Here is a 25121-nt window from a genome sequence, read left to right on the forward strand (position 1 = left end):
CGCCACGCACCGTCTGATGAACAGGACACCGGACATGAGACTCCCGTCGAACCGCCGGGTACATGGCCGACACCTCCCTCTCTGAGCGCCGCACGTGGAAGGCGGTGACCACCCTCCTGAGCGGACGGGTGGTCGCCGGCCTCCTCCAGGTGGCCTTCATCGCCCTCCTCGCCCGGTCGCTGGGCGTGGAGACCTACGGGCGGTACGTCGCTTTCCTCGCCGGTGTCTACCTGGCGATGAACGTCTTCGACTTCGGGTTCGGCACCAGGCTTCTGCGGATCTCGGCCGAGGACGACACCGCCAGCACCGTGACGTGGATGTTCCTCATCCGCTCCATGACGAACCTCTCGGTCATCGCACTCGGGGTGTTGGTGTGGCACTGGTCGGTGCAGGCACCCCTGGTCCTCGGATGGGCCGTCGCCGTCTATGCCACCGGGGACACCTTCGGAGATGTGGGACTCGGCTACCTTCTCGGGCGGGGTCGGGTCCGAGCATCCGCGGTGCTCCTGATGGCCCGCCGCGTTGCGGCTGTCACGCCGTTCATCACGGGCCTCACCATGGCGAGCGGGGTGACCGCACTCTTCGTGGCGGGGACCGCTGGGTGGATCGCCGCCTACGTCGCCATGCGATCGTCGTTCACCCGGCCACGACGGTTCCGGACTTTCGTGCGGCACGGAGTGGCGTACTGGGGCTTGAGCGGAGCGGCGAACCTGCAGCAGGCCGACACCCTGCTGGTGGCCGCGGTGGCAGGTCCGAGCGTCGCCGGCCTGTACGGCTCGGCCACCCGGCTGCTGGGGCCGTTGAACCTGGTCACCTCGGTGCTGCAGCAGGTCTTTGTCCCGCACCTCTCTGCTCTGCGCGCACCGGACGATCGGCGAGCACAGTGGCGGCGCCTCTTCCGTGCGACGTCGATGATCTGTGGCCTGCTGGTGCTGGGCAGCTTCGCCAGCCCGATCGCCGTGGACATCCTGTTCGGCGAGGAGTTCCGGAACGGTTGGCCAGTGCTCTCAGCGGTGTGCATCGCGGCTGCGCTCAACGGGCTCTCACAGGCGTATCTGTCGTGGATCTACGCAGAGGGTGCTCCCGTTCGGCTCAGTCTCCTCTCCGGCGGCGCCATCCTCGTCGGCCTGACCCTGCTGACCCTGCTCTGCTGGCGCTTCGGGATCATCGGCGCGGCCGCGGCCGTCGTCGTCCCGTACCTCCTGCTCACGCTGCTCTACCGGCATGTCAGCAGGTCAGCCTGGCGGCGTCCGAGCGATCGCGGAGGACGGGATCACACAGTGCACGAGAACCTGGTCAAGCACGCAGAACCGGCGGATCGACCCGGTGGGAACGTCTAGGCTCCAGCCGATGACGATCGCTGGATCGGACGTCGGGTTCCACCACCCCCCTGCCGCACGCGTGCCCGGAGTGGTCGGCCTGCTGCTCGCGGCGTGCTGCGCCCTCTACGTCGTCGTGGAACCCGTGGACGACGTCGTCTTCTGGGCGACGCTCGTCGTCGCGTTCTGGCTGCTCCTCCTGGGTATGAGGGCCCTCGTCGAGCCGGTGGACCTGAGCGAACCCATCCACTGGATCAATGCGACCTATCTGGTCCTGTTCGGACTGCACCCCCTCGCCTTGAACGCACTAGGGGGTGTTCGACGTCCGTACCACGGAGAATTCGACATAGCGCCGACATATTCGTCTGCAGTTTTCGTCGGCTTCCTGTCCATGGTCACGGTCAATGTCGCATACGCCATTGCCGCGAGTCGCCGGCATCGGCCGCCGGTGGATCCCACGTCCAGTCCAGGACGGTCGGCATCGCTAGCGACCGACTCCGTGAGGCGCATGAGGACGGCGGCCTGGCTCCTGACCGGCCTCGGAGCGCTCGGCATGGTCTACCTGCTGTCGCTGAGCGCGGACAACGAGAACGGGAGCTCGGGCGCCGGGCAGACCGCCTACGCCTACCAACTTCCCTACGTCCTCATCCCAGCCTCACTGCTCTTCCTGGCCGTCTACTGGGTCCAACGCAAGCGGGCCGATCTCGCGACCGGGCTGCTGGTCGGGCTGACGTATGTCGTGGTCCTCGTCACTCTGGGAGGACGCACCCCGGTCCTCCTCGCGATCAGCGCACCGGCGCTGTTCGTGGTCATGCAGTGGAGGATCCGGATCCCGCGCGCCGGTGTCCTCGTCATCGCCGTCCTCGCGATCGTCGGTTTCGGCGCGCTCAGGGACGCCAATTCGCCGACCAGTTCACTCGGCCAATCGCTGTCACAGTCGGTGGCTCACCCCGGCAAGATGCTCGTCGGGACCTTTACAGGCGACGACACGGAGATGGTGGACGCCCTGGCACTGGAGATGCGGTTCGTTCCCGGCCAGATCGGCCACGAGCCCGGGATCATGGTGCGCTCAACGCTCGGGGCGCCGGTGCCGAGGCTGATCTGGCCGGGGAAGCCGAAGACCGCGGACGTCGTCCTCAATGAGGTCCTGTTCCACCGTGGAGTCAACGAGGCCAGCGTGGCCTACTCCATGGTGGGTGAGGAATACTTCGACTCCGGGGTCGCCGGCGTCGTGGGCTACGGCATCGCCTTCGGCGCGGTGTACGGCAGCATCTCCCGCATGCGGAGGACCCGCCCGCTGTCCCCCCTCGACACGGCGCTGTTCGCGATCGCAACGGCGCTCATCCCCATCGTGATGAGGGGGATCCTTGCCTACTCGCTGGCAATCGCCGCGTTCCTCGTCGTGCCGCTGGTGCTGGTCCGCCTGTGGGTGACCGCAGGGCACCGCCGCACGCACATCGCCATGCCAGGTGCCGTGCGGTCCAGCAACGCACCTCGCCCGCCCAGGGGGTAGTCCTCCGGCTCCGCACGCTGGCGGCGTATCAGGTCTCGCTGATGGCTGCGCTCACATAGACCCGGCGACCAGCGCCGGCTGATGCGGTGACCCGGATGTACCGTTCTTCCGTCGATCCGCTCGCCGTCACGGTCACCGGGACGGCCGTGTGGTGACCGATGTCCTTCAGGCCACTCGCCATGCTGATCGAGCGCCGTGTACCGGCCCCGTCGAAGAAGCTCACCTCGATGTCCACGACCGTGGCCCTCGCGACCACCCGGTACGTGGCCTGGACCCGGTAGTCGCGTGGTATCGGTGGCCTGAGCCTGACGATGTCGACCGGCTCCGTGCCCGTGATGAACCTGTCCGTCGTCGAGGTCTGATCCGTGTACTGGTAGGTCGTCCGAACCGCCTGGTTGCCCTCGAAGACGGTCCCGGTCCAGTCCGCGACCTCGATGCCGTACGCCTGGGTGAAGGTGGCGCCGTTCCGGACGCCCCGGCCTGTGACACCGGCCCAGTTGTCCCTGATGGTCAGTCCCTGGACACCTACCGCCGCCACGTCTTCCACCACGACGCCGCTCTGCACCGCTCGAGAGACCGCCTCGATCCTGTTCCGCTCGATACGGACAGCGCGCAGTGGGCGGCCCGGAGTGGTCCGGCAGTAGATCACCTGGTTCTCCGGCGTGAAGGCACAGTCGGTGAACACGTTGTCCGCGATGACGGTGTCAGACGTGTAGACGAGGAAGCCGGTACGGGGACAATTGCTCACCGTGTTCCGCGCTATGGTGACCGGTCCCCAGGGACCGGACTTGCCGGCGGCGCCGAGGGACAGGGCCTCCTTGTCGCAGGAATACATGACGTTGTCCGTGTAGACCGCGGCTCCGCGCCCCTCGGCCAGCTTGTCCTCGAACCCCGCCGATGCGGAGGTGTGGGCCGTGTTCCGAGAAACAGTGAGCCAGGAGGCGGTGACCGAGTTGCAGTCACCATTGGTGTCGTAGAGGACGCAGTCCTCCACGGTGTACCGACCGAGGTCGATACCGCCGTAGTAGACGACCTCACCCTTCCAGCCGTGCACGTGGCAGCGGGACACACGGATGCGGTCGAAGGACCGGTCGTTGCGCATCCAGATGCCCTTGTGGGTGAGGTCCCAGCCGTCTCCGGTGATGACGTCGGCGGGGAAGAGATTGTCGTGGGTGCAGTGTGCCGTCCCGTCGATGTCGAGGTCCTCGAAGGTGATGTCGGTCTGCGCAGTGGTCGGCGAGTCCCCGCCGTCGAGGAAGAAGCCGGCACCGCGGAACACCTTTCCGCTGACGATCTGCCACGACGCCTCGTGGGTGTCGCCCCGAAAGGCGTGGAAGACGAGGTGGCTCTTGTCCACCCCCTCACCGCGGAAGGTGATGTGGGAACCGGTCACCGAGAGGGCGTGTCCTTCGTCGATGTTGTCATCGGCGTCAGTCGTGCGTGGAGACTGCGGTTGGAGGCGGTACACGCCCGTCGGGAAGTAGACCACCCCTCCACCCGCGTGCTGGGCTGCGTCGATCGTCGCCTGGACGGCCACCGTGTCGTCGTGGACACCGTCTCCGCGAGCGCCGTGGTCCCTGACGTCGTGGACGTCCTCACCGCACGACGCGCACTCGTCGTCGCTGTAGACGGGGACGTCGGGATCGTCGGGATCGTCGGGATCGGAGGACTCGGTGCTGCACGCGCAGAGCGCGAACAGTCCTGCAGCGGCCGCTGCACCACGCGCCAGGAACGAACGACGAGTCACCTCAGGGCTGGCGTCCTGCGCTTCTCGCCCCTCGCTCGCGCCTCGGTTCCTCCACGAGTCGTCCACTGCAGACGCTCCCAGGTCCGAGGGGTCGAGCGCGACGTCCCCATGATGCACGGGTTCTTCGTCCGTCCAAGGGGTCGATCAGTTCCCGCCGGCCTCCCCAGGGCACCGATCCGGAAGCTCATCACCGCACCGTCTGCTCGTGCGCAGATCACGCGACCCCCCTTGGCGCCCCGGGGTCACGTACGCACTGTCGCGCCGCGGAGAGCAACGACCCGTCGGCGTGAGCCGCGGGTCAGCGGAGCTGCTCCCCTCCAGGAGCTCGCCGTTGCCTACTCTGATCAGGGTGACCGGGCACGGTGTGCGGGACGGCGAACGCCTCCTGCCGATCGGTCTTCGTCGTCCGCTGCTCGCGCTGGCCGCGTCGTCCGCGGTCCTCGTTGTGACACTCGGTGTCGTGTACCACGGCGAGAGAGCCGGCGAGGGAGTCGGCGGTCGCTTCGACCGATGGGTCATCGACGCGCTGCCCTGGACCGTTCCCGTCCGATCATCGGCGCTGTCCTCGTTCGGCGCCCTCACCGGGATGCAGTCGGCCGCACTGGCGGCCGTGGTCCTCGCCGCAGTGTTCTGCGCACTGCGGCGATGGCGGCTCGCTGGTCTGGCGGTGGCTGGCCCAGCCCTGACCGTGGTGACGACTGCGGCCGGAAAACACCTGGTGAGCAGGGAGTTCTACGACGACCCGGGTTCCCTCGCGTACCCCAGCGGTCACACCGCAGGGGTGACCAGTGTCCTGCTCGTGGTCGCGTTGGCCGTGCTCAGCCGCGTCCGTGCCCAGGTCGCGGCGGTGGCGGCCCTGGCGCTCCTGGTTGTCACAGCAGGCGCGGCCACTGTGGGGTTGACGATGGTGCTGCTGAACGGCCACTACACGACGGACGTCATCGGCGGCTACTGCACGGCCCTGGCCGTCACCCTGGGCTCGGCAGAAGCGGTGGACGCCGTCCGTGCCCCTGCTCGACGGCACCTCGGAGTCAGCGAGAGTTGACGGCAGTTCTCCGGACGTGTCAGGTGAGAACGCTCAGCGGGTGATGGTGCCGGCGTCCTCCCGGGCCTTGATCCGTTCCCGCTGCGGGACGACGACGTACTTCGGGTCCTTCGTGCTGGCCATCCCCGCCTCGAACACCCCGAACCGGGTCAGCAGCGACCCGGCCGCCAGCAGCGCTCCGGAGGCCACCGCGCCGGCCCGCCGGCGCCCGGCGACGACGGTCAGCGCCGCCCCGGCCGCGGTGCAGGCCTTGGCCGCCCGCAGCAGGGCTCCGGGCCGGCCCTCGTGGTACGGCTCGCTCAGGATCCCGTGGTCGTTCTCCACCCCGTGCGTGACCGCGAGCTCGATCGCCGCCCCCGCCACCGCCATCTTGCGGGCCGGGCCGGCCTCGGCGACCGGGCTCAGCGCCATGGCCAGGCCGCCGCCGGCGGCCATCCCCGAGGCCCCGAAGAGGTAGGGCAGCTGGGTGTGCGCCGCGTGCCAGGACGGGACGGCGGTGTTGGCCAGCAGCACCCCGGTGTAGCTCGCCAGCGGCCCGCCGAAGAGCGCGGCCACCACGCCACCGAAGCGCTTGAGCCGCGGGAACCAGCCGAGCAACTCGACCGCCGCGGTCGCCCCGGCCGCCGCGCTGAACGGCGACAGGATGTAGGTGCCGATCGACAGCGGCGACGTCGGCTTGATCACCCGCAGCATGTGCAGGAACCGCTCCGGGCGCCCCAGGTCGTGGACCAGGAAGACCACCGACGCGATCGCCCCGCCGCCCGAGACCAGCCGGGTGACCCGGGTCAGGTTCGGGCGGTCGGTGAGGTCGGCGATCGCCCCGAGGATCGACGACGACCCCGCGGCGCCGCCGAGGAAGAGGTAGAGCGGGACGTCGGGGCTCTTCCAGATCGGTGTCTTGACGATCTGCCGGCCGTAGTACGAGGTGAAGTCGGCCTCCTCGACCATCGACACCTCGCCACCGGCCCGGCCGCGACCCCGTCGGCGGCGGCGCCCGCCGTTCGCCTCGGCCGTGACGTCCGAGCCGCCGGCCCGCCGCCAGCCCGCGCCCGGCGTCGTGATCCCCTCCGTCACCGTGCCCGCCTCGAGCCGAGGACGGCGGACAGCGCCACCCCGACGATCATCACGGCCGCCTTGCCTGCGGCCTTCCACATCGCCGGCAGGTCGCGGGTGGTGACGATCGGGTCCGGCGGCAGGCCGTAGACCTCCGGCTCGTCGAGCAGCAGGAAGAACGCCCCGTTGCCACCGACGCCGTCGTCCTCGTCGCGGCCGTAGAGCCGCGCGGTCTCCACACCCTGTGCCTTGAGCGTCGCCAGCCGCGCGTCGGCCCGGGCCTGCAGCTCGTCGAGGTTGCCGAACTGGATCGACTGGGTGGGGCACGCCGTGGCGCAGGCCGGCTGCAGCCCGTCGGTGAGCCGGTCGTAGCAGAGGGTGCACTTGAACACCCGGCCGTCGTCCTTGCGCTGGTTGATGACGCCGTACGGGCAGGACGCCACGCAGTAGCCGCAGCCGTTGCAGATGTCGCCCTGGACGACCACGGTGCCGAACTCGGTGCGGAACAGCGCGCCGGTCGGGCAGACGTCGAGGCAGCCGGCGTGCGTGCAGTGCTTGCACACGTCGGAGCTCATCAGCCAGCGGACCTGCCGGTCGCCGGACTGCGCGGTCTGCGGGTCGAACTCGGTCAGCGCCTCGGCGTTGAGCACGCTGGTCTGCGCCGACAGCACCTGGTCGGCGCCGAGCCCGAGCTCGTCGGCCGGGTGCCTCTGGGCGTCCCCGGTCCCGCCCGGCGCGGACACGTGGGACGGCGGCCCGACGGTGGGCATCGGCAGGTCGACGGTGCGCACCTGCTCGATGAACGCCACGTGCCGCCAGGTGTTGGCGCCCAGCTGCCCGGTGTTGTCGTAGGACATGCCCGACAGCCCGATGACGTCGCGGTTGCCGTGCGAGTCGTCCATCGGCAGGAGGTTCCACTCCTTGCACGCCACCTCGCAGGCCTTGCAGCCGATGCACACCGAGGTGTCGGTGAAGAAGCCCACCCGCGCGGGGTGGTCGCCGTCGTAGCCGGCCTCGCCCTGGACGTCGGGCAGCGGCCCGTACAGCCGGTTGTGCGGGTCGTTCCCGGTGAAGGCCGGGCTCGCCGAGCTGATCGAGGTCACGCCGGCCTCCTCTCTCTGGTCACTGCGTGGACCCCTCCCCCGCGGAGGCCTCGACCGGGTCGCGGCCGTTGAGGCCCACCCGCCCGGAGGCCACGCCGGCCCGCCGTCGGTAGGACTCCACGAGCTCCAGCAGCTCCGGCCCGCGGGGACGGCGTCCCGGCCGGATGTCGCAGGTGCTCGCCTTGGACTCCTGGATGTGCGTGTTCGGGTCGAGCACGATGCCGAGCAGGTCGTTGGCGGCGTCGCCGGTGGAGATGCCGCTGTAGGACCAGTGGTACGGCATCCCGATCTGGTGCACGACCGTGCCGTCCCGCAGCCGGATGGGCCGCATCCGCTCGGTGACCAGCACCTTGGCCTCCACCGCCGTCCGGGCGCTGACCAGCGTGGCGTACTCGCCGTTGGCCAGCCCGCGCAGCTCGGCCAGCTGCGGGCTCACCTCGACGAAGAACTCCGGCTGGAGCTCGGCGAGGTAGGGCAGCGTGCGGCTCATCCCCCCGGCCGTGTGGTGCTCGGTGAGCCGGTAGGTGGTCACCTGGAACGGGAAGACGTCGCTGCGCGTCGGGTTGCCCCGGTTCCACGGCCCCTCGATGTACTCCACCGTCGGGTTCGCCTGCTGCTTGTACAGCCCGTTCTCGACGACGGACTCCGCCGGCTCGTAGTGCGTCGGCAGCGGCCCGTCGACCAGCCCCGCGGGGGCGAACAGCCAGGCCTTGCCGTCGCCCTGCATGACGAACGGGTCGGTCCCGGCGATCGCGTCCTGCGCCCGCGCGCCCTCCGGCGGCACGTAGTCCGGCCGCTTGGTCGCCTCGAAGTCGGGGACGTCGTCCCCGGTCCAGCGGCCGGCCTCCTCGTCCCACCAGACGTACTTCTTGCGCTCGCTCCACGGCCGGCCCTCCGGGTCGGCCGAGGCACGGTTGTAGAGCACGCGGCGGTTCAGCGGCCACGCCCAGCCCCACTCGGACGGGACCGGCCCCTGGTCGCGGTGCGACTTCTTGCGGGCGGACTGGTTCACCTCGTCGGCGTAGACGCCGCAGTAGATCCAGCAGCCGCCGGTGGTGGAGCCGTCGTCGGTCATCTGCATGTAGGACGACAGCGCCCGCCCGTCGGGGCCGGTGCCGTTGATCTCGCGCAGCACCGCCGCGGCGCTCGGGTCCTGCGTCTCGCCCTCGAGCGGGTAGTCCCAGGTGAGGTCGAGCAGCGGGCGGTCCCGCGGGTCGGTGGAGTCGGCCAGGCGTTCCCGCAGGATGCGGCCCAGGTGGTAGTAGAACCACAGGTCGCTGCGGGCGTCGCCCGGCGGCTCGACCGCCTTGTGCCGCCACTGCAGCACCCGCTGGGTCTGGGTGAAGGTGCCCTCCTTCTCCGCGTGCGTCGCCGCGGGCATGAAGAACACCTCGGTGCCGATCGTCTCCGGCGCCAGCTCGCCGGTCTCGATCTCGGGCGCCTGGTTCCAGAAGGTCGCCGACTCGATCATCTGCAGGTCGCGGACCACCAGCCAGTCGAGATTGGCCAGCCCGAACCGGTTCATCCGGCTGTTCGGGTGGCCCACCACCGGGTTCTCCCCGACCAGGAAGTAGCCGGAGACCTCGCCCCGGATCATCGCGGCGATCGTCTGGTACGAGCTGTGGTCGCCGTCGATCTTGGGCAGGTGGTCGAAGCAGAAGTCGTTCTCCGGCTGGGCGGCGTCCCCGAACCAGGCCTTGAGCAGGCTGACCGTGTAGGCCCGCTTGTTGCCCCAGAACCCCGCCTTGCCGGCGGCGTCGGCCACGTAGTCGTCCAGCGTCTGGTGCTGGAGGGCGTGCGGCATCGGCAGGTAGCCGGGCAGCAGGTTGAACAGAGTCGGGACGTCGGTCGAGCCCTGGATGCTGGCGTGCCCGCGCAGCGCCATGATCCCGCCGCCGGGACGGCCGATGTTGCCCAGCAGCGTCTGCAGGATCGACGCCGTGCGGATGTACTGCGCGCCGACGCTGTGCTGCGTCCAGCCCACCGAGTACACCCACGCCGTCGTCCGCTCGCGGCCGCTGTTCTCGGTGATCCACCGGGCGACCTGGAGGAAGACCTCCGGCTCGACGCCGCAGACCTCGGCCACCATCTCCGGCGTGTAGCGGTCGAAGTGCCGCTTGAGGATCTGGAAGACGCACCGCGGGTGCTGCAGCGTCTCGTCCCGCTTCGGCTTCGCCGGGATCGGGGGCCCGCCGCTGCCGGCCGCCTGGGCGCGGTCGGACTTCTTGACGTCGGGGTGCTGCTCGGCCTGCTTCTGCTCGGCCGCCTGGGCCGGGTCGTCGGAGGAGGCGTGCGGCGGCTCCTCGGGCTCGTACTGCCAGCTGGACTCGTCGTAGGTGCGGTTGGCCGGGTCGAAACCGGAGAAGATGCCGTCGAGGTCCTCGGAGTCGACGAACTCCTCACCCACCAGCGCCGCGGCGTTGGTGTAGGCCGCGACGTACTCCTTGAAGTACAGCTCGTTGTCGAGCACGTACCTGATCAGCCCGCCGAGGAACGCGATGTCGGTGCCGATGCGCAGCGGCACGTGCAGGTCGGCGATCGCACTGGTCCGCGTGAAGCGCGGGTCGATGTGCACGATCTTCGCCCCGCGCGCCTTGGCCTCGGTGACCCACTGGAAGCCCACCGGGTGGCACTCGGCCATGTTCGAACCCTCGATGACGATGCAGTCGGAGTTCGCGAGGTCTTCCAGGGTGTTCGTGGCGCCGCCACGTCCGAACGAGGTCCCCAGACCGGGGACCGTGGCGGAGTGCTATATGCGCGCCTGGTTCTCGATCTGGATCGCGCCGAGGGCGCTGTAGAGCTTCTTCATGAGGTAGTTCTCCTCGTTGTCGAGGGTCGCCCCTCCGAGGCTCGCTACTCCCATGGTGCGGTTGACGCGCCTGCCGTCCGCGGTGTCCTGCCAGCCCTTGCGGCGGCTCTCGAGAACGCGGTCGGCGATCATCTCCATCGCCGTGTCGAGGTCGAGGTCCTCCCACTCCGTCCCGAACGGGCGGCGGTACTTGACCGTGGTGACCCGGGTCGGGCTCGTGACCAGCTGCTTGCTCGCGCTGCCCTTGGGGCACAGCCGGCCGCGGCTGATCGGCGAGTCGGGGTCGCCCTCGATCTGGACGATCTGCTCGTCCTTCACGTAGATCCGCTGCGCGCAGCCGACCGCGCAGTACGGGCAGACGCTCTGCACGACACGGTCGGCGGTGGCCGTGCGGCTCACCACGTTCTCGGTGCCCTTGCTGCGGGCCGCCCTGCCGCGTCCCAGCGGGTCCGGGCCGGTCAGCTGCCGGAACACCGGCCACGCGTCTAGCCAGGTCTTCACCCCCAGGACTCTGCCACCACCGGGGCGATCCGGCGCATCGGGGCCCGTCGCGTCCCAGGTCACCGGCCCGGCACCGCCGCCCGCCCGGCGTCGCCGCCCCTTCCGGGTGACCCGGCGCGGAGCCGCCTCCAGGGTTGCCGGAGCCGCTCCGATACCAGGGCCATGACCTCCGCACGCGCCCTCCACGGGCCGGCCGCCGTCCTGGCGCCCCGGCCCCTGCGCGGCCGCACCGGCCTGCGCGTGGTGGTCACCCTCGCCGTGGTCGCGGTCGTCACCTCCGTGGCGGGCCCTCCGGCTCTGGAGCAGGCGTCGGGGCTGGCCACGGCCGTGTCCGCGTGCCTGTACCTGCTCCTGCGGGCCGGGTGCAGTGCCGCACCGTCGGGCTGGAGGTGGTACGCGGCCGCGACCGCCACGTGCGTCGCCGGCGGGATCTCGGTGGAGGTGGTCACCGGACAGCCTGCGAGCTCGGTGCTCGGCGTCCTGCCCGGCAGCCTCCTGACGATCCTCGCCCTCCTCCGGCTGCGCGACCGGTGCTGCCGGAGCACCGACCGGGCCCGGCTGGTCACGACGTCGACGCTGTTCTTCGTGGCGACCCTCCTGGCCCTCCACGTGGTCCTGCACCTGGTACCGGCGCACGGGGAGGCCGGGCTGCTCGGGGTCGCCGTGACGGTCGTCCCCGTGGTGCTGGCGTCGAGCACGGCGGCCGCGCTGCTCTTCGCCGGCACCACGGGCCCGGAGCGCGCACGGGTCGCCGCCCTGCTGCTGGTGTCCCACGGGCTGACCGCCGGCGCCGGTGTCCTCCGGGTCCTCGCATGGGGCACGTCCTCGGAGGCCCTGATGGCGTGGGTGCGGCCGGCCACCGTGCTGACGCTCGTCGTGCTCTGCCTGGCCTGCCGGGCCGACGTCCGGCGAGGGACGACGACCACCTGCGAACCCCGGGAACGCGCGACCGGGGCCGCGAGCGGTCTGCTGCCGCACGCCATGGCCCTGGTCGCGGGCTCGATGCTGCTGCTGCAGATCTCCGTGACCGGGACGGCGGACGCGCACGGCACCGTGCTCGGCGTCATCGGGCTCGGGGCCGTGCTGGCACACCAGACCGTGATGTGGCGGACCCAGCGGCGGCTCACCACCGACCTGCTGCGCAGCGAGTCCTACTTCCGCACCCTCGTGCGCAGCAGCGCCGACCCGGTCGTGATCCTCGACGGCCGGCTGCGGGTCAGCTTCGCCTCGCAGGCCCTCCGCGGACTGCTCGGCCGCGACCCGGACTCCGCAGTCGGCCGGCCCATCGCCGACGTCGTCCACCACGCCGACGCCCCGGCCCTCTTCGCCGCCCTGACCGGTCCGGTGCCCGGCTCGGTGGTCCGGATCGCGCGGGTCCGGCACGCCGACGGCAGCTGGCGACTGATCCAGGCCACCGTGGCCGACCTGCGGGAGGACCCCGACGTCGGGGCGCTGGTCCTCTACTGCCGCGACGTGACCGGCACCGTGCCCGGCACCGACGGCGACCCGTCGCTGGCGGAGCTCCGCCTCGCCGACCCGGCCACCGGCCTGCCCAACCGGACGGCGCTGGTCCGGCGGGTGGCCGCGGTGCGGCGGGAGGCGTGCGGGCGGCCGCGGGCGCTGGCGCTGCTCGGCGTCCCGGGCCTGGCCGCCCTGCCGGCCGAGGACGCCGACGCCGCCCTGCGCGCGCTCACCGCCCGGCTGACCCGCGTGCTGCGCACCGAGGACTGGCCGGCCCGCACCAAGGACGGCGACTTCGTCGTCCTCGCCTCCGGCAGCGTCGCCGACGCCGAGGTGCTCGCCGCCCGTCTCGTGGCCGTCGCGGGCCCCGACCTGCGTCCCGCCGCGGGCGTCGCCGCCCTGCCCGACGACCTCGACCCCGGTGAGGCCCTGCGCCACGCCGACCTCGCCCGGTGCGCCGCGGGCCCCGGCCAGGTGCGCCGGTACGACGACGCCGTGCGGCAGCAGCGCGACCGTCGGGAGGCCCTGCGCGCCGACCTGGCCGGCGCCCGCGACCGCGGCGAGTTGCGCCTGGTGTTCCAGCCGGTCGTCGACCTCGTCCTGCAGCGCACCGTGACCGTCGAGGCGCTGCTGCGCTGGCGGCACCCGGTGTTCGGAGAGGTGTCCCCCGCGGAGTTCGTGCCGCTCGCCGAGGAGTCCGCCCTGATCACCGAGCTCGGCCGGTGGGTGCTGGCCGAGGCGTGCACCACCGTCGCCGCGCTGCCCGGCCCCGAGCTCGCGGTGGCGGTCAACGTGTCGGCCCGGCAGCTGCACGGCGGCTCGCTGGCCGCCGACGTCCTGGCCGCGCTCGACGCCAGCGGGCTCCCGGCCCGGCGGCTGTGCCTCGAGCTGACCGAGTCGATGCTGCTCGACGACGAGGCGGTGGTGGAGGAGCTCCAGACGCTGCGGCAGATGGGCATCCGGGTCGCCGTCGACGACTTCGGCACCGGGTGGTCGTCGCTGGCGTACCTGGTGGGCCTGCCGGTCGACGTCCTCAAGATGGACCGGCAGTTCCTCGCCGGCGTCGAGCACGACCAGCAGCGGCAGGCGCTGTGCCGGGCCGTCCTCCAGCTGGGCGCGAGCCTCGGCCTGCCGGTCGTGGTGGAGGGCGTCGAGGGCGACGCCGAGGCCGCGCTGCTGCGGGACATGGGCCACCGCTACCTGCAGGGGTTCGCGCTGTCCCGCCCGCTGGAGGTCCCCCAGCTGGCCGCGGGCCGGTGGCCGACCGGCCTGCCGACGGTGGGTGCCGGCCGCTGATCCGGGTGTTCCCGGAAGGGGGAAACCTGTCCCGGGCTGTCACCGGGGAGGTCGATACTGGCCGCGTGGGGAGCCTGGAGATGCACTTCCTCGGCCACTCGACGGTGCGCGTCGAGCTGGCCGGGCACACCGTGCTGACCGATCCCCTGCTCACCGGCCGCGTCGGCCCGCTGCGCCGCGTGGTGCCTGTTCCCGACCCGAGCACCTGGGCCGGCGTCGACCTCGTGCTGGTCAGCCACCTGCACGGCGACCACCTGCACCTCCCCTCGCTGCGGCTGCTCGGGCCCGACGTGCGCATCGCCGTCCCGCGCGGCGCCGGCGAGTGGCTGCGCTCGCGGGGGTTCCGGCACGTGGTGGAGCTGCTGCCGGGCGAGGGGTTCGCCCACGGCGGGCTGCGGGTCACCGCCGTCCCCGCCGACCACGCCGGCCACCGCTGGGGGCCGCGGCTCACCCACGGCCCCGACACCGAGGCCGTCGGCCACCTGGTCGAAGGCGCCGGGCAGACGGTCTACGTCAGCGGCGACACCGACCTGTTCGACGAGATGCACCTGCTGGGCGGCCGCGGCCTCGACGTCGCGGTGCTGCCGGTGTGGGGCTGGGGGCCGTCGCTCGGCCCGGGCCACCTCGACCCGGACGGCGCGGCCGAGGCCACCGCGCGGCTGCGGCCCCGGATCGCCGTCCCGGTGCACTGGGGCACCCTCGCGCTGCCCGGTTCCCTGACCCTGCCCGGCATGCGCAGCCGGATGCGCCCGCTGCTGAGCCAGCCGCCGCGCTCCTTCGCCGCCGCCGTGGCCGCCCGCGGGCTGGCCACGCACGTGGCGCTCACCGAGCCCGGGCGGCCGGTCGTGCTCCCCACCCCGACGGGGACGACGTGAGCGCGCTCGCCGCGTGGACCGACGGGTCGGCGATCGGCTACCCGGTGCTGTTCGGCGGCGTGCTGCTCGGCTCGATCGTGCCCGTGGTGCCCACCGGCGCGGTCGTCGGCGCGGGCGCCGCGTTCGCCGTCACCGCGCACGGGCTCAACCTGCCGCTGGTCGTCCTCGTGGCCACCCTCGCGGCGTGGACCGGTGACGTCGTCACCTTCGCGATCTGCCGGTCCGGCGGGCCGGCGGCGGTGCGCTGGGTGTCCCGCGGGCAGCACGCGGACCGGATCGAGGAGGTCCGCGACCAGTTCCGGCGGCACGGCTGGCAGATCGTCGTCGTCGGCCGGCTGCTGCCCGCCGGCCGGATCCCGGTGCTGCTGGCCGCCGGCGCCCTGGCCTACCCGTGGCGGCGGCTGCTGCCGGCCTCGCTCCTGGCCGCGTTCCTCTGGGCCGTGGCCTACGCGCTGCTCGGCGTGGCCAGCGGGGGCATCTTCGACTCGCCGCTCACCGCCGTCCTGCTGGCCACCGTGCTCGTGCTCGTCGTCGGTGCGCTGCTCAACCTCGTGAGCGCGCGCCGCCGCAAGCCGGCGCCGCCCGAGGAGCAGCCGGTCGAGCCCACCCAGTGCCGGCAGGCATGAGCCGTCCCGTCCCCTCCGGCCGGGTCCTCCAGCGCGGCCGGACGCCGGCCCGCGTGCTGCTCACCTGGGCCGCCACGACCGGGGCGCTGGTCGCCCTCGACGACTGGCTCGGCGACTTCACGATGACCTCGTGGTGGCAGCCGCCGGTCATCGCGCTGCTGCTCGGCCTGCTCACCGCGGTCGTGTGGCCCCTGGTCATGCGGATCGCCCTGCCCCTGGCCTTCTTCACCCTCGGGCTGGGCAGCTTCCTGCTGCTGGGCGCCGCGGTGCTGGGGCTGTCGTTCCTCGTCCCCGGCGTGGTCGTCGAGAACCTGCGCACCGCGGTGTGGGTCGGCATCGGCATGGCCGCCGTCTCCGGCGTGGTCAGCAGCGTGCTGGCCATCGACGAGGACGAACTGTTCTTCCGTCGCGCCCGCCGCCGTGCACGGGCGACGACGGAGGGCGGCCCGCGCCCGCCCGGCGTCCTCTTCCTCCAGATCGACGCGCTGTCGTTCGACACCGCCCGCCGCGCCGTCCGCGACGGGTCGATGCCGAACCTGGCCGCCTGGCTGCGCGAGGGCAGCCACACGCTGACCTCCTGGCACACCGACTGGAGCTCCCAGACCGGCGCGGCCGTCTGCGGCATCCTGCACGGCTCCAACCACGACGTCCCCGGCTTCCGCTGGTACGACAAGGAACGCGACCGGATCGTGCGCGTCTCCTCCCCGGTCGACGCCGCCGAGATCGAGCGTGCGCACTCCGACGGCCGCGGGCTGCTCTCCGGCGGCGGGGCCAGCCGCGGCAACCTGTTCACCGGGGACGCCGCGCACGTGAGCCTGACGATGAGCTCGCTGGCGCACGTCGTCCCTGCCGCCAGCCGCCGTCCCCGCCAGGCCCGCGACCGGGTCGGCTCGGGCTACTACGCCTACTTCGCCAGCCCGGTGAACGCGCTGCGCACGATCGCGGTCTCGGCCGTCGACATCCAGCGCGAGCTGGTCGCCGCCGCCCGGGAACGCCGAGACGACGTCCGGCCCCGCGTGTCCCGCGGCGGCATCTACCCCCTGGCCCGCCCGGGGACGACGGTCATCGCCCGCGACGTCGTCGTCTTCGCGCTGCTGGAGGACATGCTGGCCGGCCGCCCCGTCGCCTACGCGGACTTCCTCGGCTACGACGAGGCCGCCCACCACGCCGGGCTGGAGCGGGCCGACAGCCTGGCCGTCCTGCGCAGCATCGACCAGCAGATCGGCCGGCTGCACCGCGCGGCCCAGCTCGCGCCGCGGGAGTACCACCTGGTGTGCCTGTCCGACCACGGGCAGACCCAGGGCCAGGCGTTCACCGCACGCTTCGGGGAGTCCATCGAGCAGCTCGTGGGCCGGCTCTGCGGCGGCGCGCACGGCCTGCCCGAGCCGCACCTGACCGGCCCGCGGGACAGCCGCCGGCTCACCGAGGGCTGGCAGGTCGGGGCCGCGCTGGCCGAGGGCGGCCCGATCGCCCGCCGGCTGCGGAAGCGGGTCGAGCGGGCCGAGGGCATGCCGCACTCCCACGAGCTGCCCGCCGACCGCGTGGGCGGCGCGCCGCGGGTCGCGCCGGGCGTCGTCGTCGCCGTCTCCGGCCACACCGCGATGGTGTCCTTCGCCGACATCCCGGGCCGGGTCTCGCTGGAGGAGATCGAGCGGCACTGGCCGGGGCTGCTGCCGGGACTGGTCGACCACGACGGCGTCGGCTTCCTGCTCGTGCACTCCGAGGAGTACGGGCCGGTCGTGCTCGGCCGCGACGGCGTGCACCGGCTCGCGGCGGGGCTGGTCATCGGCGAGGACCCGCTCACGCCCTACGGCGAGCACGCGGCCCGGCTGGTCGCCCGGGCGTCGACGTTCCCGCACTGCGCCGACGTCGTCATCAACAGCCGCTACGACCCCGACACCGACGAGGCCTCGGCGTTCGAGCCGCACGTCGGCTCGCACGGCGGGCTCGGCGGCGCGCAGCAGCACGGGTTCCTCATGCACCCGAAGGCGTTCCGGCCGCCGGGCGAGATCGTGGGCGCCGAGGCCCTGCACCGCCTCTTCCGCGGCTGGCTGACCGACCTGGGCCACCCCGAGCCGCCGCTGGACGCCGCGGCCGTCGGGCCGCTGAGCGCGACCGCGCTGCACCCCTCCCGCGCGGAGGTGTGACGGTCGGCGGGACAGTGGATGACGTGCGCGTGAACACCGTCGCGGCGCGTGGCGCCCGGCCGACAGCGTCCCGGAAGGTAGGACGATGAGACCCGACGCGCGCGCCTGGTTCCAGCACCGCACGACCTCCGCACCGTCCCTGGACGCCCTGGACCTGCCCGCCCTGCTGCGCGCCAAGCGCCGCGGCCGGCACCGGGTCAGCGTCGTCCTCCCCGCGCGCGACGAGGAGGCCACGGTCGGCCGGCTGGTCACCGACCTGCGCGAGCACTGGGTCCTGAGGACGCCGCTGGTGGACGAGGTGCTCGTGGTCGACTCCGACTCCACCGACGCCACGGCCCGCGTGGCCCGGGCGGCCGGCGCCGACGTCGTCGCCAGCGCCGACGTGCTGCCCGCCCACGGCACCCGCCCCGGCAAGGGCGAGGCGCTGTGGAAGTCGCTGGCCGCCACCACCGGCGACCTCGTCGTCTTCCTCGACGCCGACCTGCTCGGCGACGTCACCCACTACGTGCCCGGCCTGCTCGCGCCGCTGCTCACCGAGCCGCAGGTCGACTACGTCAAGGGCTGCTACACCCGGCCGCTGGAGGTCGTCGGCGGCACCGTCCCCGCCGGCGGCGGACGGGTCACCGAGCTGACCGCGCGCCCGCTGCTCAACGCACTGTGGCCGGAACTGGCCGGGTTCGTGCAGCCGCTCGGCGGGGAGTACGCCGGGAGGCGGTCGGTGCTGGAGCAGGTGCCGTTCGTCTCGGGCTACGGGGTGGAGGTCGGCCTGCTGGTCGACCTGCTCGCGCTGTCCGGGCTCGGCGCGCTCGCCCAGGTGGACCTCGGCGTACGGCGGCACACCTCGCAGAGCCAGGAGGCGCTCGGGCGGATGGCCGGGCAGGTGGTGTCCACCGTGCTCTCCCGGGCGGGCCAGCGCGGACCGGCCTCGCTCCGGGACGACGCCGGCGGCCTGCTCACCCAGTTCCGGCACGACGGGTCCGGCTTCGTGCCGCACAGCACCCCGGTCGCCGTCGACGAGCGGCCGCCCATGGTGACCGTGCCCGAGTACCGCGCGCCGCACGCCGACGTCGTCGGCTGACGCCGACGGGAGCATCGCAGCGAGCGCCGGCGAGCGAGGAGCGGACCGGCGGCGGAAGCCGACCCGTGGACGTCGTCGGCTGAGGTCGTCGGGGCGGGTGCCCGCGGGGTGCGGCACGATCGGGGCATGTCCTCCCCGCGGCTCTCCGGCTCCCCGCCCGGCCAGGACCCCACGACCGTCCGCTGCCCAGGCTGCGGGTCGGTCCTCGCCCTGCCCCCGGGCGACCAGCTCGCCGAGGCCGGTCCGACCGCGGCCTGCGCCCGGCTGTTCGAGGAGACACTGCGCGGGGTGCGGGAGGAGGCGGCCGCCGATCCGGGGGCCGCGGGCACCGTCGCGCTGGCCGACGACGCCTACGTCCTCCAGCACCCGCACGGCGACCCGCGGGCGCTGCGGGAGCGCCTGGAGAGCCTGGCCGCCCGGCTCGGCGACCGACCCGGCCCCGCGGACGCCGGTCCGCCCCCGGCGTGGCGCACCACGATCGCCGATGTCGCCGCCGACCTCGACGTCATCGACCTGTCCGTGCTGGTCGAGGCGTGGGCGCGGGCCGTCGTCGCCGACTGGGCCCGCGACGGGGCGGCCGCGTGACGCCGCACACCCAGCTGCGCCTACTCAGCGCAGCTACCCTCGCACGGTGAGTGAGCTCAACGGCCGGCGCGCCCGCAAGAAGGCACAGACCAGGGCCCACATCCGGCAGACCGCCCAAGGGCTCTTCGCCGAGCGCGGCTTCGAGGCCGTCACCATCGCCGACGTCGCCGCGACCGCCGACGTCGCGGTGCAGACGGTGTTCAACCACTTCTCCACCAAGGAGGAGCTGTTCTTCGACGGCCACGCCGAGTGGGTGGCCGGCCCCGCCGAGGCGGTCCGGGCACGGCCGGCCGGCGTCGCCCCCCTGGAGGCGCTGCACGAGTACCTCACCGACCGCGTGGACCTGCAGGTCCGGTACCTGACCACCGACGACGGCCGCGCCTTCGTGGCCACCCTGGAGGCCTCCCCCTCGCTGCGCACCTTCGAGCGCGAGCTGCACCACCGGTCGATGGCACTGCTCGCCGAGGCCCTGCAGGAGGCCTGGGAGTCCGACGGCGGCGCCCCGCAGATCGCCGCCGATCCCTGCACCGTCGCGTCGATCACCGCCTCGGTGTGGCTGGCCGCCGTCCGCACGATGATCCGGGAGCAGCGCCGCACCGCCGGCGAGATCGCCGGGGACTGCCCCCACCGCAGGGAGCGCGGCGCCGCCGCGGCCCGCGCCGTCGCCGACCGCGTGTTCTCCGGCCTGGTCCGTGCGATCCCGGCGACGCCGGCCGCGCCGCTGCTGAGCCGCACCGGCTGACCGGCCGGCGCCGGGTCAGACGGTGGCGTCCTCGCGGGAGGGCTGCAGGATGGGCAGCAGCACCTCGTCGACCACCCGCTGCAGCTGCTCGGTGGTCATGACGCCGTCACCCGAGGTGAACCGCTGCCACCAGAAGGCCTCGAGCACCGACCCGAGCAGGGCCAGGCGCGCCTCGGACACCTCGTCCCCGCGCTCGGCCTGACGGGCACCGAGGGTGGCCACCGCCGCCGCCAGCGGCCGGACCAGCGCGTCGTCCAGGCCGGCCCGCAGGTCCTCGTCGTGCCGGGCGGCCCCGACCAGGCTGGCCGTGGCCCGCTCCTCGCGGTCCAGCGGCCGCCGCCAGCGGTCGACCAGGCCGGTCAGGTCGTCCCGGAGGGAGCCCGTGTCCGGGGGCACCCGCACGAGGGTGAACCGGCCCACCGCGTGGCGGGCCATGGCCGCCATGGTGGGCCAGCGCCGGTAGATGCCGGCCTTCCCCGCTCGGGCGCGGGCGGCGACGCGATCGCTGTTGAGCTTTCCCCAGCCCTCCTCAGCGAGGATGTCGACGGCGACCGACAGCAGCTGGTCGGACAGTTCAGCGCTGAGAGGGCGCCCCGGGGTTCCCGTCACGCTGCGCCCCGTTCACAGGTGGAGTTCACCGCGACATCGTGGACGCTCATTGGAGTCACCACAATGACCAGAGCACGAAGTCCCCTGGTTTTTCTTGAGACTCTCAACCTTGTGCGCGAAGCGAACGGCCTCGCGTTCGCCCTGTCAGGCGCCTGCAGCGCTCTCCACGTGCACCTGAAGGCTCGCGCCGTCGTCGGCCAGCCAGCCCTTGCGCTCGGCGTAGGCGACCATCCCGTCCCACTGCTGCGCCCAGTCCGCGGCGCCGGCCTGCGGCTCGGCGGCGGCCCGCAGCGCCGCGACGTCGAGGAACCCGGTCTCGGCGTCCTGCAGCCGGCCCAGCCCCGCGTCGCGCAGCACCCGGTCGGCCTCCTCGTCGGTCACCGCACCCAGCGCCAGGTGCAGCCTCGTCAGGTCGTCGACGTCGACGACCTTCACCTCGGGCACCTCGTCGACGCCGCCCACCACCTCGACGATCACCAGAAGGACCCCCTTCTCCCCAGCCCTCGCAAGCTCGCGCCGGGACCCGGAAGGGGCCACGACGCCGGTACCGTTGGCGTCCAGCGAGACGCCTAAACGTGCCAGGGGAAACGGGAGAAGTCGGGATCGCGCTTCTCCAGGAAGGCGTCCCGCCCCTCCACGGCCTCCTCGGCCATGTACGCCAGACGGGTGGTCTCACCGGCGAACAGCTGCTGGCCGACCAGGCCGTCGTCGATCAGGTTGAACGAGTACTTGAGCATCCGCTGGGCGGTGGGGCTCTTCGCGACGATCCGCCGTCCCCAGTCCAGCGCCGTCGCCTCCAGCTCGGCGTGCGGGACGACCTTGTTGACCATGCCCATCCGGTGGGCGTCCTCGGCGGAGTACTCGTCGCCGAGGAAGAAGATCTCGCGGGCGAACTTCTGGCCGACCTGCCGGGCCAGGTACGCCGAGCCGAAGCCGCCGTCGAAGCTGCCGACGTCGGCGTCGGTCTGCTTGAACCGGGCGTGCTCGGCGCTGGCCAGCGTGAGGTCGGAGACGACGTGCAGGCTGTGCCCGCCACCCGCGGCCCAGCCCGGGACGACGCAGATGACGACCTTGGGCATGAAGCGGATCAGCCGCTGGGCCTCGAGCACGTGCAGCCGGCCGCTGGACCCGGCCGCGTGCTCGTACCCGTACCGGCCGCGCACCCGCTGGTCGCCCCCGGAGCAGAACGCCCAGCCGCCGTCCCTGGGGCTCGGGCCGTTGCCGGTGAGGATCACGCACCCCACGTCGGTGGACAGCCGGGCGTGCTCCAGCGCGGTGATCAGCTCGTCGACCGTCTGGGGGCGGAAGGCGTTGCGCACCTCCGGCCGGTCGAACGCGATGCGGACCACACCCGCGTCGACGGCCCGGTGGTAGGTCAGGTCGGCGAAGTCGAAGCCCTCGACCGGCTGCCACGCGGCGCTGTCGAAGATCTCCGAGACGTCGTTCCGGGCGGTCATCCCCCGAACCTAGTGCGCGCCGTGGAACGCCCTCAGGGGAGGAGCCCGCCGACGAGGTCGCTCGCGCCGTCGGCGGCGCCCCCCACCACGCCACCGGCGCCGTCCGCCACGTCGCCGACGGCGCTGCCCGCACCCTCGGTCACCCCGCCGACCGCGCCACCGACGTCGTCGAGCGGCCCGCCGCCGCGCCCGCCGGTCGACCCGCCGCTGGACGGCGCGCTGCCGGACGACGTGCCGCCCGCGCCACCGCCGGTCGACCCGCCACGCCCCGGCCGCTCGGTCGAGCCGCCGGTGGGCCCGCCACGCCCCGGCCGCTCGGGCTGCGGTGCGGGCGTGCTGCGCACCACCGGCCCGCCCCCTCCGGCGGAGGGGGCCGCGCCGGGCGCCGTCGTGACCGCCGTCCCCGGGGCCGGTGCCGGTGCCGGTGCCGGGGCCGGTGCCGGTGCCGGTGCCGGGGCCGGGGCCGTCGTGCCGGGGACCGCCGCCGCGGCGCCGGGAACCGAACTGCGGGGAGCCGCGGTGCCGGGCACCGAGCTGCCGGGAGCCGAGGGCGCCGTGCCGGACGCCGTCGTCCCTGCAGCCACGGCCGCCGGCGGCACGTCGGCGGCCGCCGTCGTCTCCGCCGGGTCCGTGCCCGTCGCAGGGGCGCCCCCGGCGCCGGAGCCCTCGGGGAGCAGGCCGGTGACCAGCGACCCGGCGCCCACCGCGCTGCCCGCGGCGTCGAGCCCCGGGGTGGTGGGGGTGCCCGAGACCCGGGCTGACGTGCCGATGCCCGACCTCCCCACCCCCTCCGGCTCCCCGATCGACCAGGCCGAGGCGCGCGTGTCCCGGTCCGAACCGGGCGCCGGGGCGGTCACGATCATGACGAGGGCCGCGGTGAGCAGGAACCCGGACAGGAACAGGAGCGTCAGCGGCGCGTGGGCGCGGACGGCCACCGACCACCGCCCCGACGTGGCCGCGTGGGCCGGTGCGGCGGGCTCGGCGAGGTGGCGGGGACGGCGGTACACCGGTGGGCTCCTCCTGGCGGGCGGACTGCGGTGCCCAACGTAAGCGGGCACGCACGCAGTGGCACGTCGAGCACCGGCCGGTAGCGTCGGGACGTGACCGAGCCGACCGCCGTGCGGATCGGCACCGCGAACATCTCCTCGGGGCGCGGCGCGGCCGGCACGGTGCTCGACCGGGACGCGCTGCGCGCGGCCGTGGCCGGGCTCGACGTCGACGTGCTCGCGGTCCAGGAGGTCGACACCGGTCAGCCCCGCTCCGCCCGCACCGACCAGGCCGCCGCCCTCGCCGACGGGCTGGGCGCCCCGCACTGGCGCGGCGCGGCGACCGTCGTCGGCACGCCGGACCCGTTCCGCAGCTGGACGCCGGCCGTGCCCGCCCTGCGCGGTCCGGACGACGCCCCCGACGGCCCCGTCTACGGGATCGCGCTGCTCAGCCGGCTGCCGGTGCGGCAGTGGTCGGTGCTGGGCCTGGGCAGCGGGCGGGCCCGGCTGCCGATGCGGGGCCCCGACGGCCGGCGCTGGTGGATCCCGGACGAGCCGCGGATCGCCGTCGCCGCGCGGCTGGACGCCGTGACCGTCGTCGCGACGCACCTCTCCTTCGCCCCGCACACCGCCGTGCGCCAGCTGCGGCGGCTGCGCGCGTGGACGGCGGCGATGCCCGGGCCCGTCGTCCTGGCCGGGGACCTCAACCTGCCCGGGCAGCTGCCCGCCCGCCTGCTGGGCGCGACCGCGCTGGTGCGCACGCCGACCTTCCCGGTCACCGACCCGCGGCTGCAGCTGGACCACCTGCTGGCGGTCGGGGACGGCGTGCGCGGGCGCGACGGCGCGGCGACGGTGCTCCCGGTCGGCGACCACCGCGCGCTGACCGTCACCGTGTCGCCGACCTGATGCGGCCCGGGCTACCGGGGCGGCACCAGCAGGTCGTGCAGGCGGGTCAGCGAGGCCTCGAAGCCGGGGTGCAGCGGGAACGCGGCGAGCTCGTCGAGCGGGACCCACGCCACGCCGTCGCTCTCGCCGTCCAGCCGCAGGTCGCCGGGCTCGATGCTGCGGACCGGCCGGGCCAGCACGGTCGTGTACGACCAGCCGCCGTGGTCGTCGACGGAGACGGCGCCCAGCTCGAGGTCGTGGGGCAGCAGGCCCAGCTCCTCCCTCACCTCCCGCAGCGCGCCGCGCTGCGGGGACTCGCCGGCGTGCAGCGCGCCCCCCGGGGTGCCCCACGTGCCGCCGTGGTGCGACCAGGCCGCCCGGTGCTGGAGCAACAGCTCGGTCCCGTCGACGCCGGCGCGGTGCACCAGCAGCCCGGCCGCACCGAGCAGCCCCCAGTGCCGGTGCCCGAACGAGCACGTCACCCAGCCGTCGGTGGAGGAGAACACGCCCCCAGTGAACCCGGTGCGGAGCGGGAGGGGCGCGGAGGACGCGCCCTCGGCACTCCCCCCGGAGAGGGCGTGACAGGCTCGCGGGCGTGCGCGTCGCCGTCTTCACCGGGTCCCAGGACGGACCACCGTCCCACCAGCAGGCAGCCGCCGACCTCGCCGCGGACCTGGCCCGCGCCGGCGTGGGCATCGTCTACGGCGGTGGCCACGTCGGGCTGATGGGCGTCGTCGCCGACGCCGCCCTGGCCGCCGGCGGTGAGGTGGTCGGCGTCATCCCCCAGCACCTGGTGGACGACGAGCTGGCGCACCCCGGCCTGCCACAGCTGGAGGTCGTCGACTCGATGCACGAGCGCAAGGCGCGGATGGCCGAGCTCGCCGACGCCTTCGTCGCCCTGCCCGGCGCCGCCGGCACGCTCGAGGAGCTGTTCGAGGCCTGGACCTGGGGGATGCTCGGCCTGCACGCCAAGCCCGTCGTGCTCGTCGACGTCGACGGCTTCTGGCAGCCGCTGCTCACCCAGCTGCGCCGCATGGTCGACGACGGCTACCTGGCCGCTCGCCGGTTGGAGGCGCTCGGCGTGGTCACCGATGCGGCCGGCCTGCTCGCGTTCGTCTCGGCGTACGAGCACCCGACCCGGAAGTGGACCCCCACCCCGCCGTGACGGGACCCCGCCTGGTGACCTGGCGCCCCACGCAGCTCGGGCCTGGGCGCACCTGGTCCTCGGAAGGCACGGCTCCGAGTGCACGTGCACTCAGAGCCGTGGGTCGCGCAGCAGCAGGT

At 73.6% G+C, this 25121-nt stretch carries 20 protein-coding genes and 1 pseudogene; 12 read left to right on the plus strand and 9 right to left on the minus strand.

The window, feature by feature from the left end; genetic code table 11:
- Positions 1 to 104: 104 nt before the first annotated feature.
- A complete protein-coding gene (locus tag ACI784_RS07685) occupies positions 105 to 1340 on the plus strand; it encodes a lipopolysaccharide biosynthesis protein (RefSeq protein ID WP_457013033.1) in 1236 nt (411 codons plus the stop codon).
- Positions 1341 to 1350: 10 nt separating this feature from the next.
- On the plus strand, positions 1351 to 2832 hold the full coding sequence (locus tag ACI784_RS07690) for an O-antigen polymerase (RefSeq protein ID WP_457013034.1): 1482 nt from the start codon (positions 1351 to 1353) through the stop codon (positions 2830 to 2832).
- 28 nt (positions 2833 to 2860) lie between these two features.
- Here ACI784_RS07690 and ACI784_RS07695 read toward each other — a convergent pair whose 3' ends face one another.
- Positions 2861 to 4645 carry a right-handed parallel beta-helix repeat-containing protein gene (locus ACI784_RS07695; protein ID WP_457013035.1) on the minus strand — a complete coding sequence of 595 codons (1785 nt, stop codon included), beginning with the start codon at positions 4643 to 4645 and terminating at the stop codon, positions 2861 to 2863.
- A gap of 283 nt (positions 4646 to 4928) precedes the next feature.
- Here ACI784_RS07695 and ACI784_RS07700 point away from each other — a divergent pair, with 283 nt between their 5' ends.
- Positions 4929 to 5624: a phosphatase PAP2 family protein gene (locus ACI784_RS07700; RefSeq protein ID WP_457013036.1), complete on the plus strand. Its 696-nt coding sequence runs from the start codon at positions 4929 to 4931 to the stop codon at positions 5622 to 5624.
- Between the two features lie 33 nt (positions 5625 to 5657).
- On the opposite strand, the gene nrfD is transcribed toward ACI784_RS07700, so the two are convergent.
- The 3 genes and pseudogenes from nrfD to fdh all read right to left on the minus strand — a co-directional run bounded on the left by nrfD (position 5658) and on the right by fdh (position 11096).
- Positions 5658 to 6698, minus strand: a complete 1041-nt coding sequence (gene nrfD / locus ACI784_RS07705; RefSeq protein WP_456922732.1) for an NrfD/PsrC family molybdoenzyme membrane anchor subunit — start codon at positions 6696 to 6698, stop codon at positions 5658 to 5660.
- Entirely contained in the window at positions 6695 to 7780 is a 1086-nt protein-coding gene (locus ACI784_RS07710; RefSeq protein ID WP_456922733.1) for a 4Fe-4S dicluster domain-containing protein, read from the minus strand. Before ACI784_RS07710 ends, nrfD begins: the two co-directional genes overlap by 4 nt.
- A 19-nt stretch (positions 7781 to 7799) precedes the next feature.
- A pseudogene (gene fdh, locus ACI784_RS07715) lies at positions 7800 to 11096 on the minus strand (formate dehydrogenase).
- Positions 11097 to 11252: 156 nt separating this feature from the next.
- Here fdh and ACI784_RS07720 point away from each other — a divergent pair.
- The 7 genes from ACI784_RS07720 (at position 11253) to ACI784_RS07750 (ending at position 19900) form a co-directional block, all read left to right on the plus strand.
- Positions 11253 to 13847 carry a putative bifunctional diguanylate cyclase/phosphodiesterase gene (locus ACI784_RS07720; protein WP_457013037.1) on the plus strand — a complete coding sequence of 865 codons (2595 nt, stop codon included), beginning with the start codon at positions 11253 to 11255 and terminating at the stop codon, positions 13845 to 13847.
- Positions 13848 to 13912: 65 nt separating this feature from the next.
- Positions 13913 to 14722 carry an MBL fold metallo-hydrolase gene (locus ACI784_RS07725; RefSeq protein ID WP_457013038.1) on the plus strand — a complete coding sequence of 270 codons (810 nt, stop codon included), beginning with the start codon at positions 13913 to 13915 and terminating at the stop codon, positions 14720 to 14722.
- Positions 14719 to 15348, plus strand: coding sequence for a DedA family protein (locus ACI784_RS07730; protein WP_456922736.1), 630 nt, complete (start codon positions 14719 to 14721; stop codon positions 15346 to 15348). Before ACI784_RS07725 ends, ACI784_RS07730 begins: the two co-directional genes overlap by 4 nt.
- Positions 15345 to 17495, plus strand: coding sequence for a phage holin family protein (locus ACI784_RS07735; protein ID WP_457013039.1), 2151 nt, complete (start codon positions 15345 to 15347; stop codon positions 17493 to 17495). The genes ACI784_RS07730 and ACI784_RS07735 overlap by 4 nt, the downstream gene beginning before the upstream one ends.
- Before the next feature lie 85 nt (positions 17496 to 17580).
- Entirely contained in the window at positions 17581 to 18573 is a 993-nt protein-coding gene (locus ACI784_RS07740) for a glucosyl-3-phosphoglycerate synthase (protein ID WP_456922738.1), read from the plus strand.
- A gap of 126 nt (positions 18574 to 18699) precedes the next feature.
- Complete coding sequence (locus ACI784_RS07745) at positions 18700 to 19158, plus strand: DUF5946 family protein (RefSeq protein WP_456922739.1); 459 nt, start codon at positions 18700 to 18702, stop codon at positions 19156 to 19158.
- 46 nt (positions 19159 to 19204) lie between these two features.
- Entirely contained in the window at positions 19205 to 19900 is a 696-nt protein-coding gene (locus ACI784_RS07750; protein WP_457013040.1) for a TetR/AcrR family transcriptional regulator, read from the plus strand.
- A gap of 15 nt (positions 19901 to 19915) precedes the next feature.
- On the opposite strand, the gene ACI784_RS07755 is transcribed toward ACI784_RS07750, so the two are convergent.
- The 4 genes from ACI784_RS07755 to ACI784_RS07770 form a co-directional block, all read right to left on the minus strand.
- Positions 19916 to 20509 (minus strand): TetR-like C-terminal domain-containing protein, encoded by a 594-nt coding sequence (locus ACI784_RS07755; protein ID WP_456922741.1) that lies wholly within the window; start codon positions 20507 to 20509, stop codon positions 19916 to 19918.
- A 144-nt stretch (positions 20510 to 20653) separates the two neighbouring features.
- The gene (locus ACI784_RS07760; RefSeq protein ID WP_456922742.1) at positions 20654 to 20986 is read right to left on the minus strand and encodes a hypothetical protein; all 333 of its coding nucleotides are present in this window, start codon (positions 20984 to 20986) and stop codon (positions 20654 to 20656) included.
- A 92-nt stretch (positions 20987 to 21078) separates the two neighbouring features.
- Entirely contained in the window at positions 21079 to 21966 is an 888-nt protein-coding gene (locus ACI784_RS07765; protein WP_456922743.1) for a 1,4-dihydroxy-2-naphthoyl-CoA synthase, read from the minus strand.
- Positions 21967 to 21998: 32 nt separating this feature from the next.
- On the minus strand, positions 21999 to 22973 hold the full coding sequence (locus ACI784_RS07770; RefSeq protein WP_457013041.1) for a hypothetical protein: 975 nt from the start codon (positions 22971 to 22973) through the stop codon (positions 21999 to 22001).
- Positions 22974 to 23066: 93 nt separating this feature from the next.
- Here ACI784_RS07770 and ACI784_RS07775 point away from each other — a divergent pair, with 93 nt between their 5' ends.
- Positions 23067 to 23858: an endonuclease/exonuclease/phosphatase family protein gene (locus ACI784_RS07775; protein WP_457013042.1), complete on the plus strand. Its 792-nt coding sequence runs from the start codon at positions 23067 to 23069 to the stop codon at positions 23856 to 23858.
- Positions 23859 to 23869: 11 nt separating this feature from the next.
- Here ACI784_RS07775 and ACI784_RS07780 read toward each other — a convergent pair whose 3' ends face one another.
- Positions 23870 to 24343 carry an NUDIX domain-containing protein gene (locus tag ACI784_RS07780; RefSeq protein ID WP_457013043.1) on the minus strand — a complete coding sequence of 158 codons (474 nt, stop codon included), beginning with the start codon at positions 24341 to 24343 and terminating at the stop codon, positions 23870 to 23872.
- Positions 24344 to 24432: 89 nt separating this feature from the next.
- Between ACI784_RS07780 and ACI784_RS07785 the strand changes: the two genes are divergently transcribed.
- Entirely contained in the window at positions 24433 to 25002 is a 570-nt protein-coding gene (locus tag ACI784_RS07785) for an LOG family protein (RefSeq protein ID WP_456922747.1), read from the plus strand.
- Positions 25003 to 25121: the final 119 nt, after the last annotated feature.

It is taken from the genome of Geodermatophilus sp. SYSU D01186 (assembly GCF_054050215.1).

Excerpts from the sequence above, each read along its gene's own strand:
- ACI784_RS07765 (WP_456922743.1), bottom strand. The coding sequence starts at position 21,966 with ATGACCGCCCGGAACGACGTCTCGGAGATCTTCGACAGCGCCGCGTGG.
- ACI784_RS07735 (WP_457013039.1), top strand. The coding sequence starts at position 15,345 with ATGAGCCGTCCCGTCCCCTCCGGCCGGGTCCTCCAGCGCGGCCGGACG.
- ACI784_RS07690 (WP_457013034.1), top strand. The coding sequence starts at position 1,351 with ATGACGATCGCTGGATCGGACGTCGGGTTCCACCACCCCCCTGCCGCA.
- ACI784_RS07745 (WP_456922739.1), top strand. The coding sequence starts at position 18,700 with ATGTCCTCCCCGCGGCTCTCCGGCTCCCCGCCCGGCCAGGACCCCACG.
- ACI784_RS07740 (WP_456922738.1), top strand. The coding sequence starts at position 17,581 with ATGAGACCCGACGCGCGCGCCTGGTTCCAGCACCGCACGACCTCCGCA.
- ACI784_RS07720 (WP_457013037.1), top strand. The coding sequence starts at position 11,253 with ATGACCTCCGCACGCGCCCTCCACGGGCCGGCCGCCGTCCTGGCGCCC.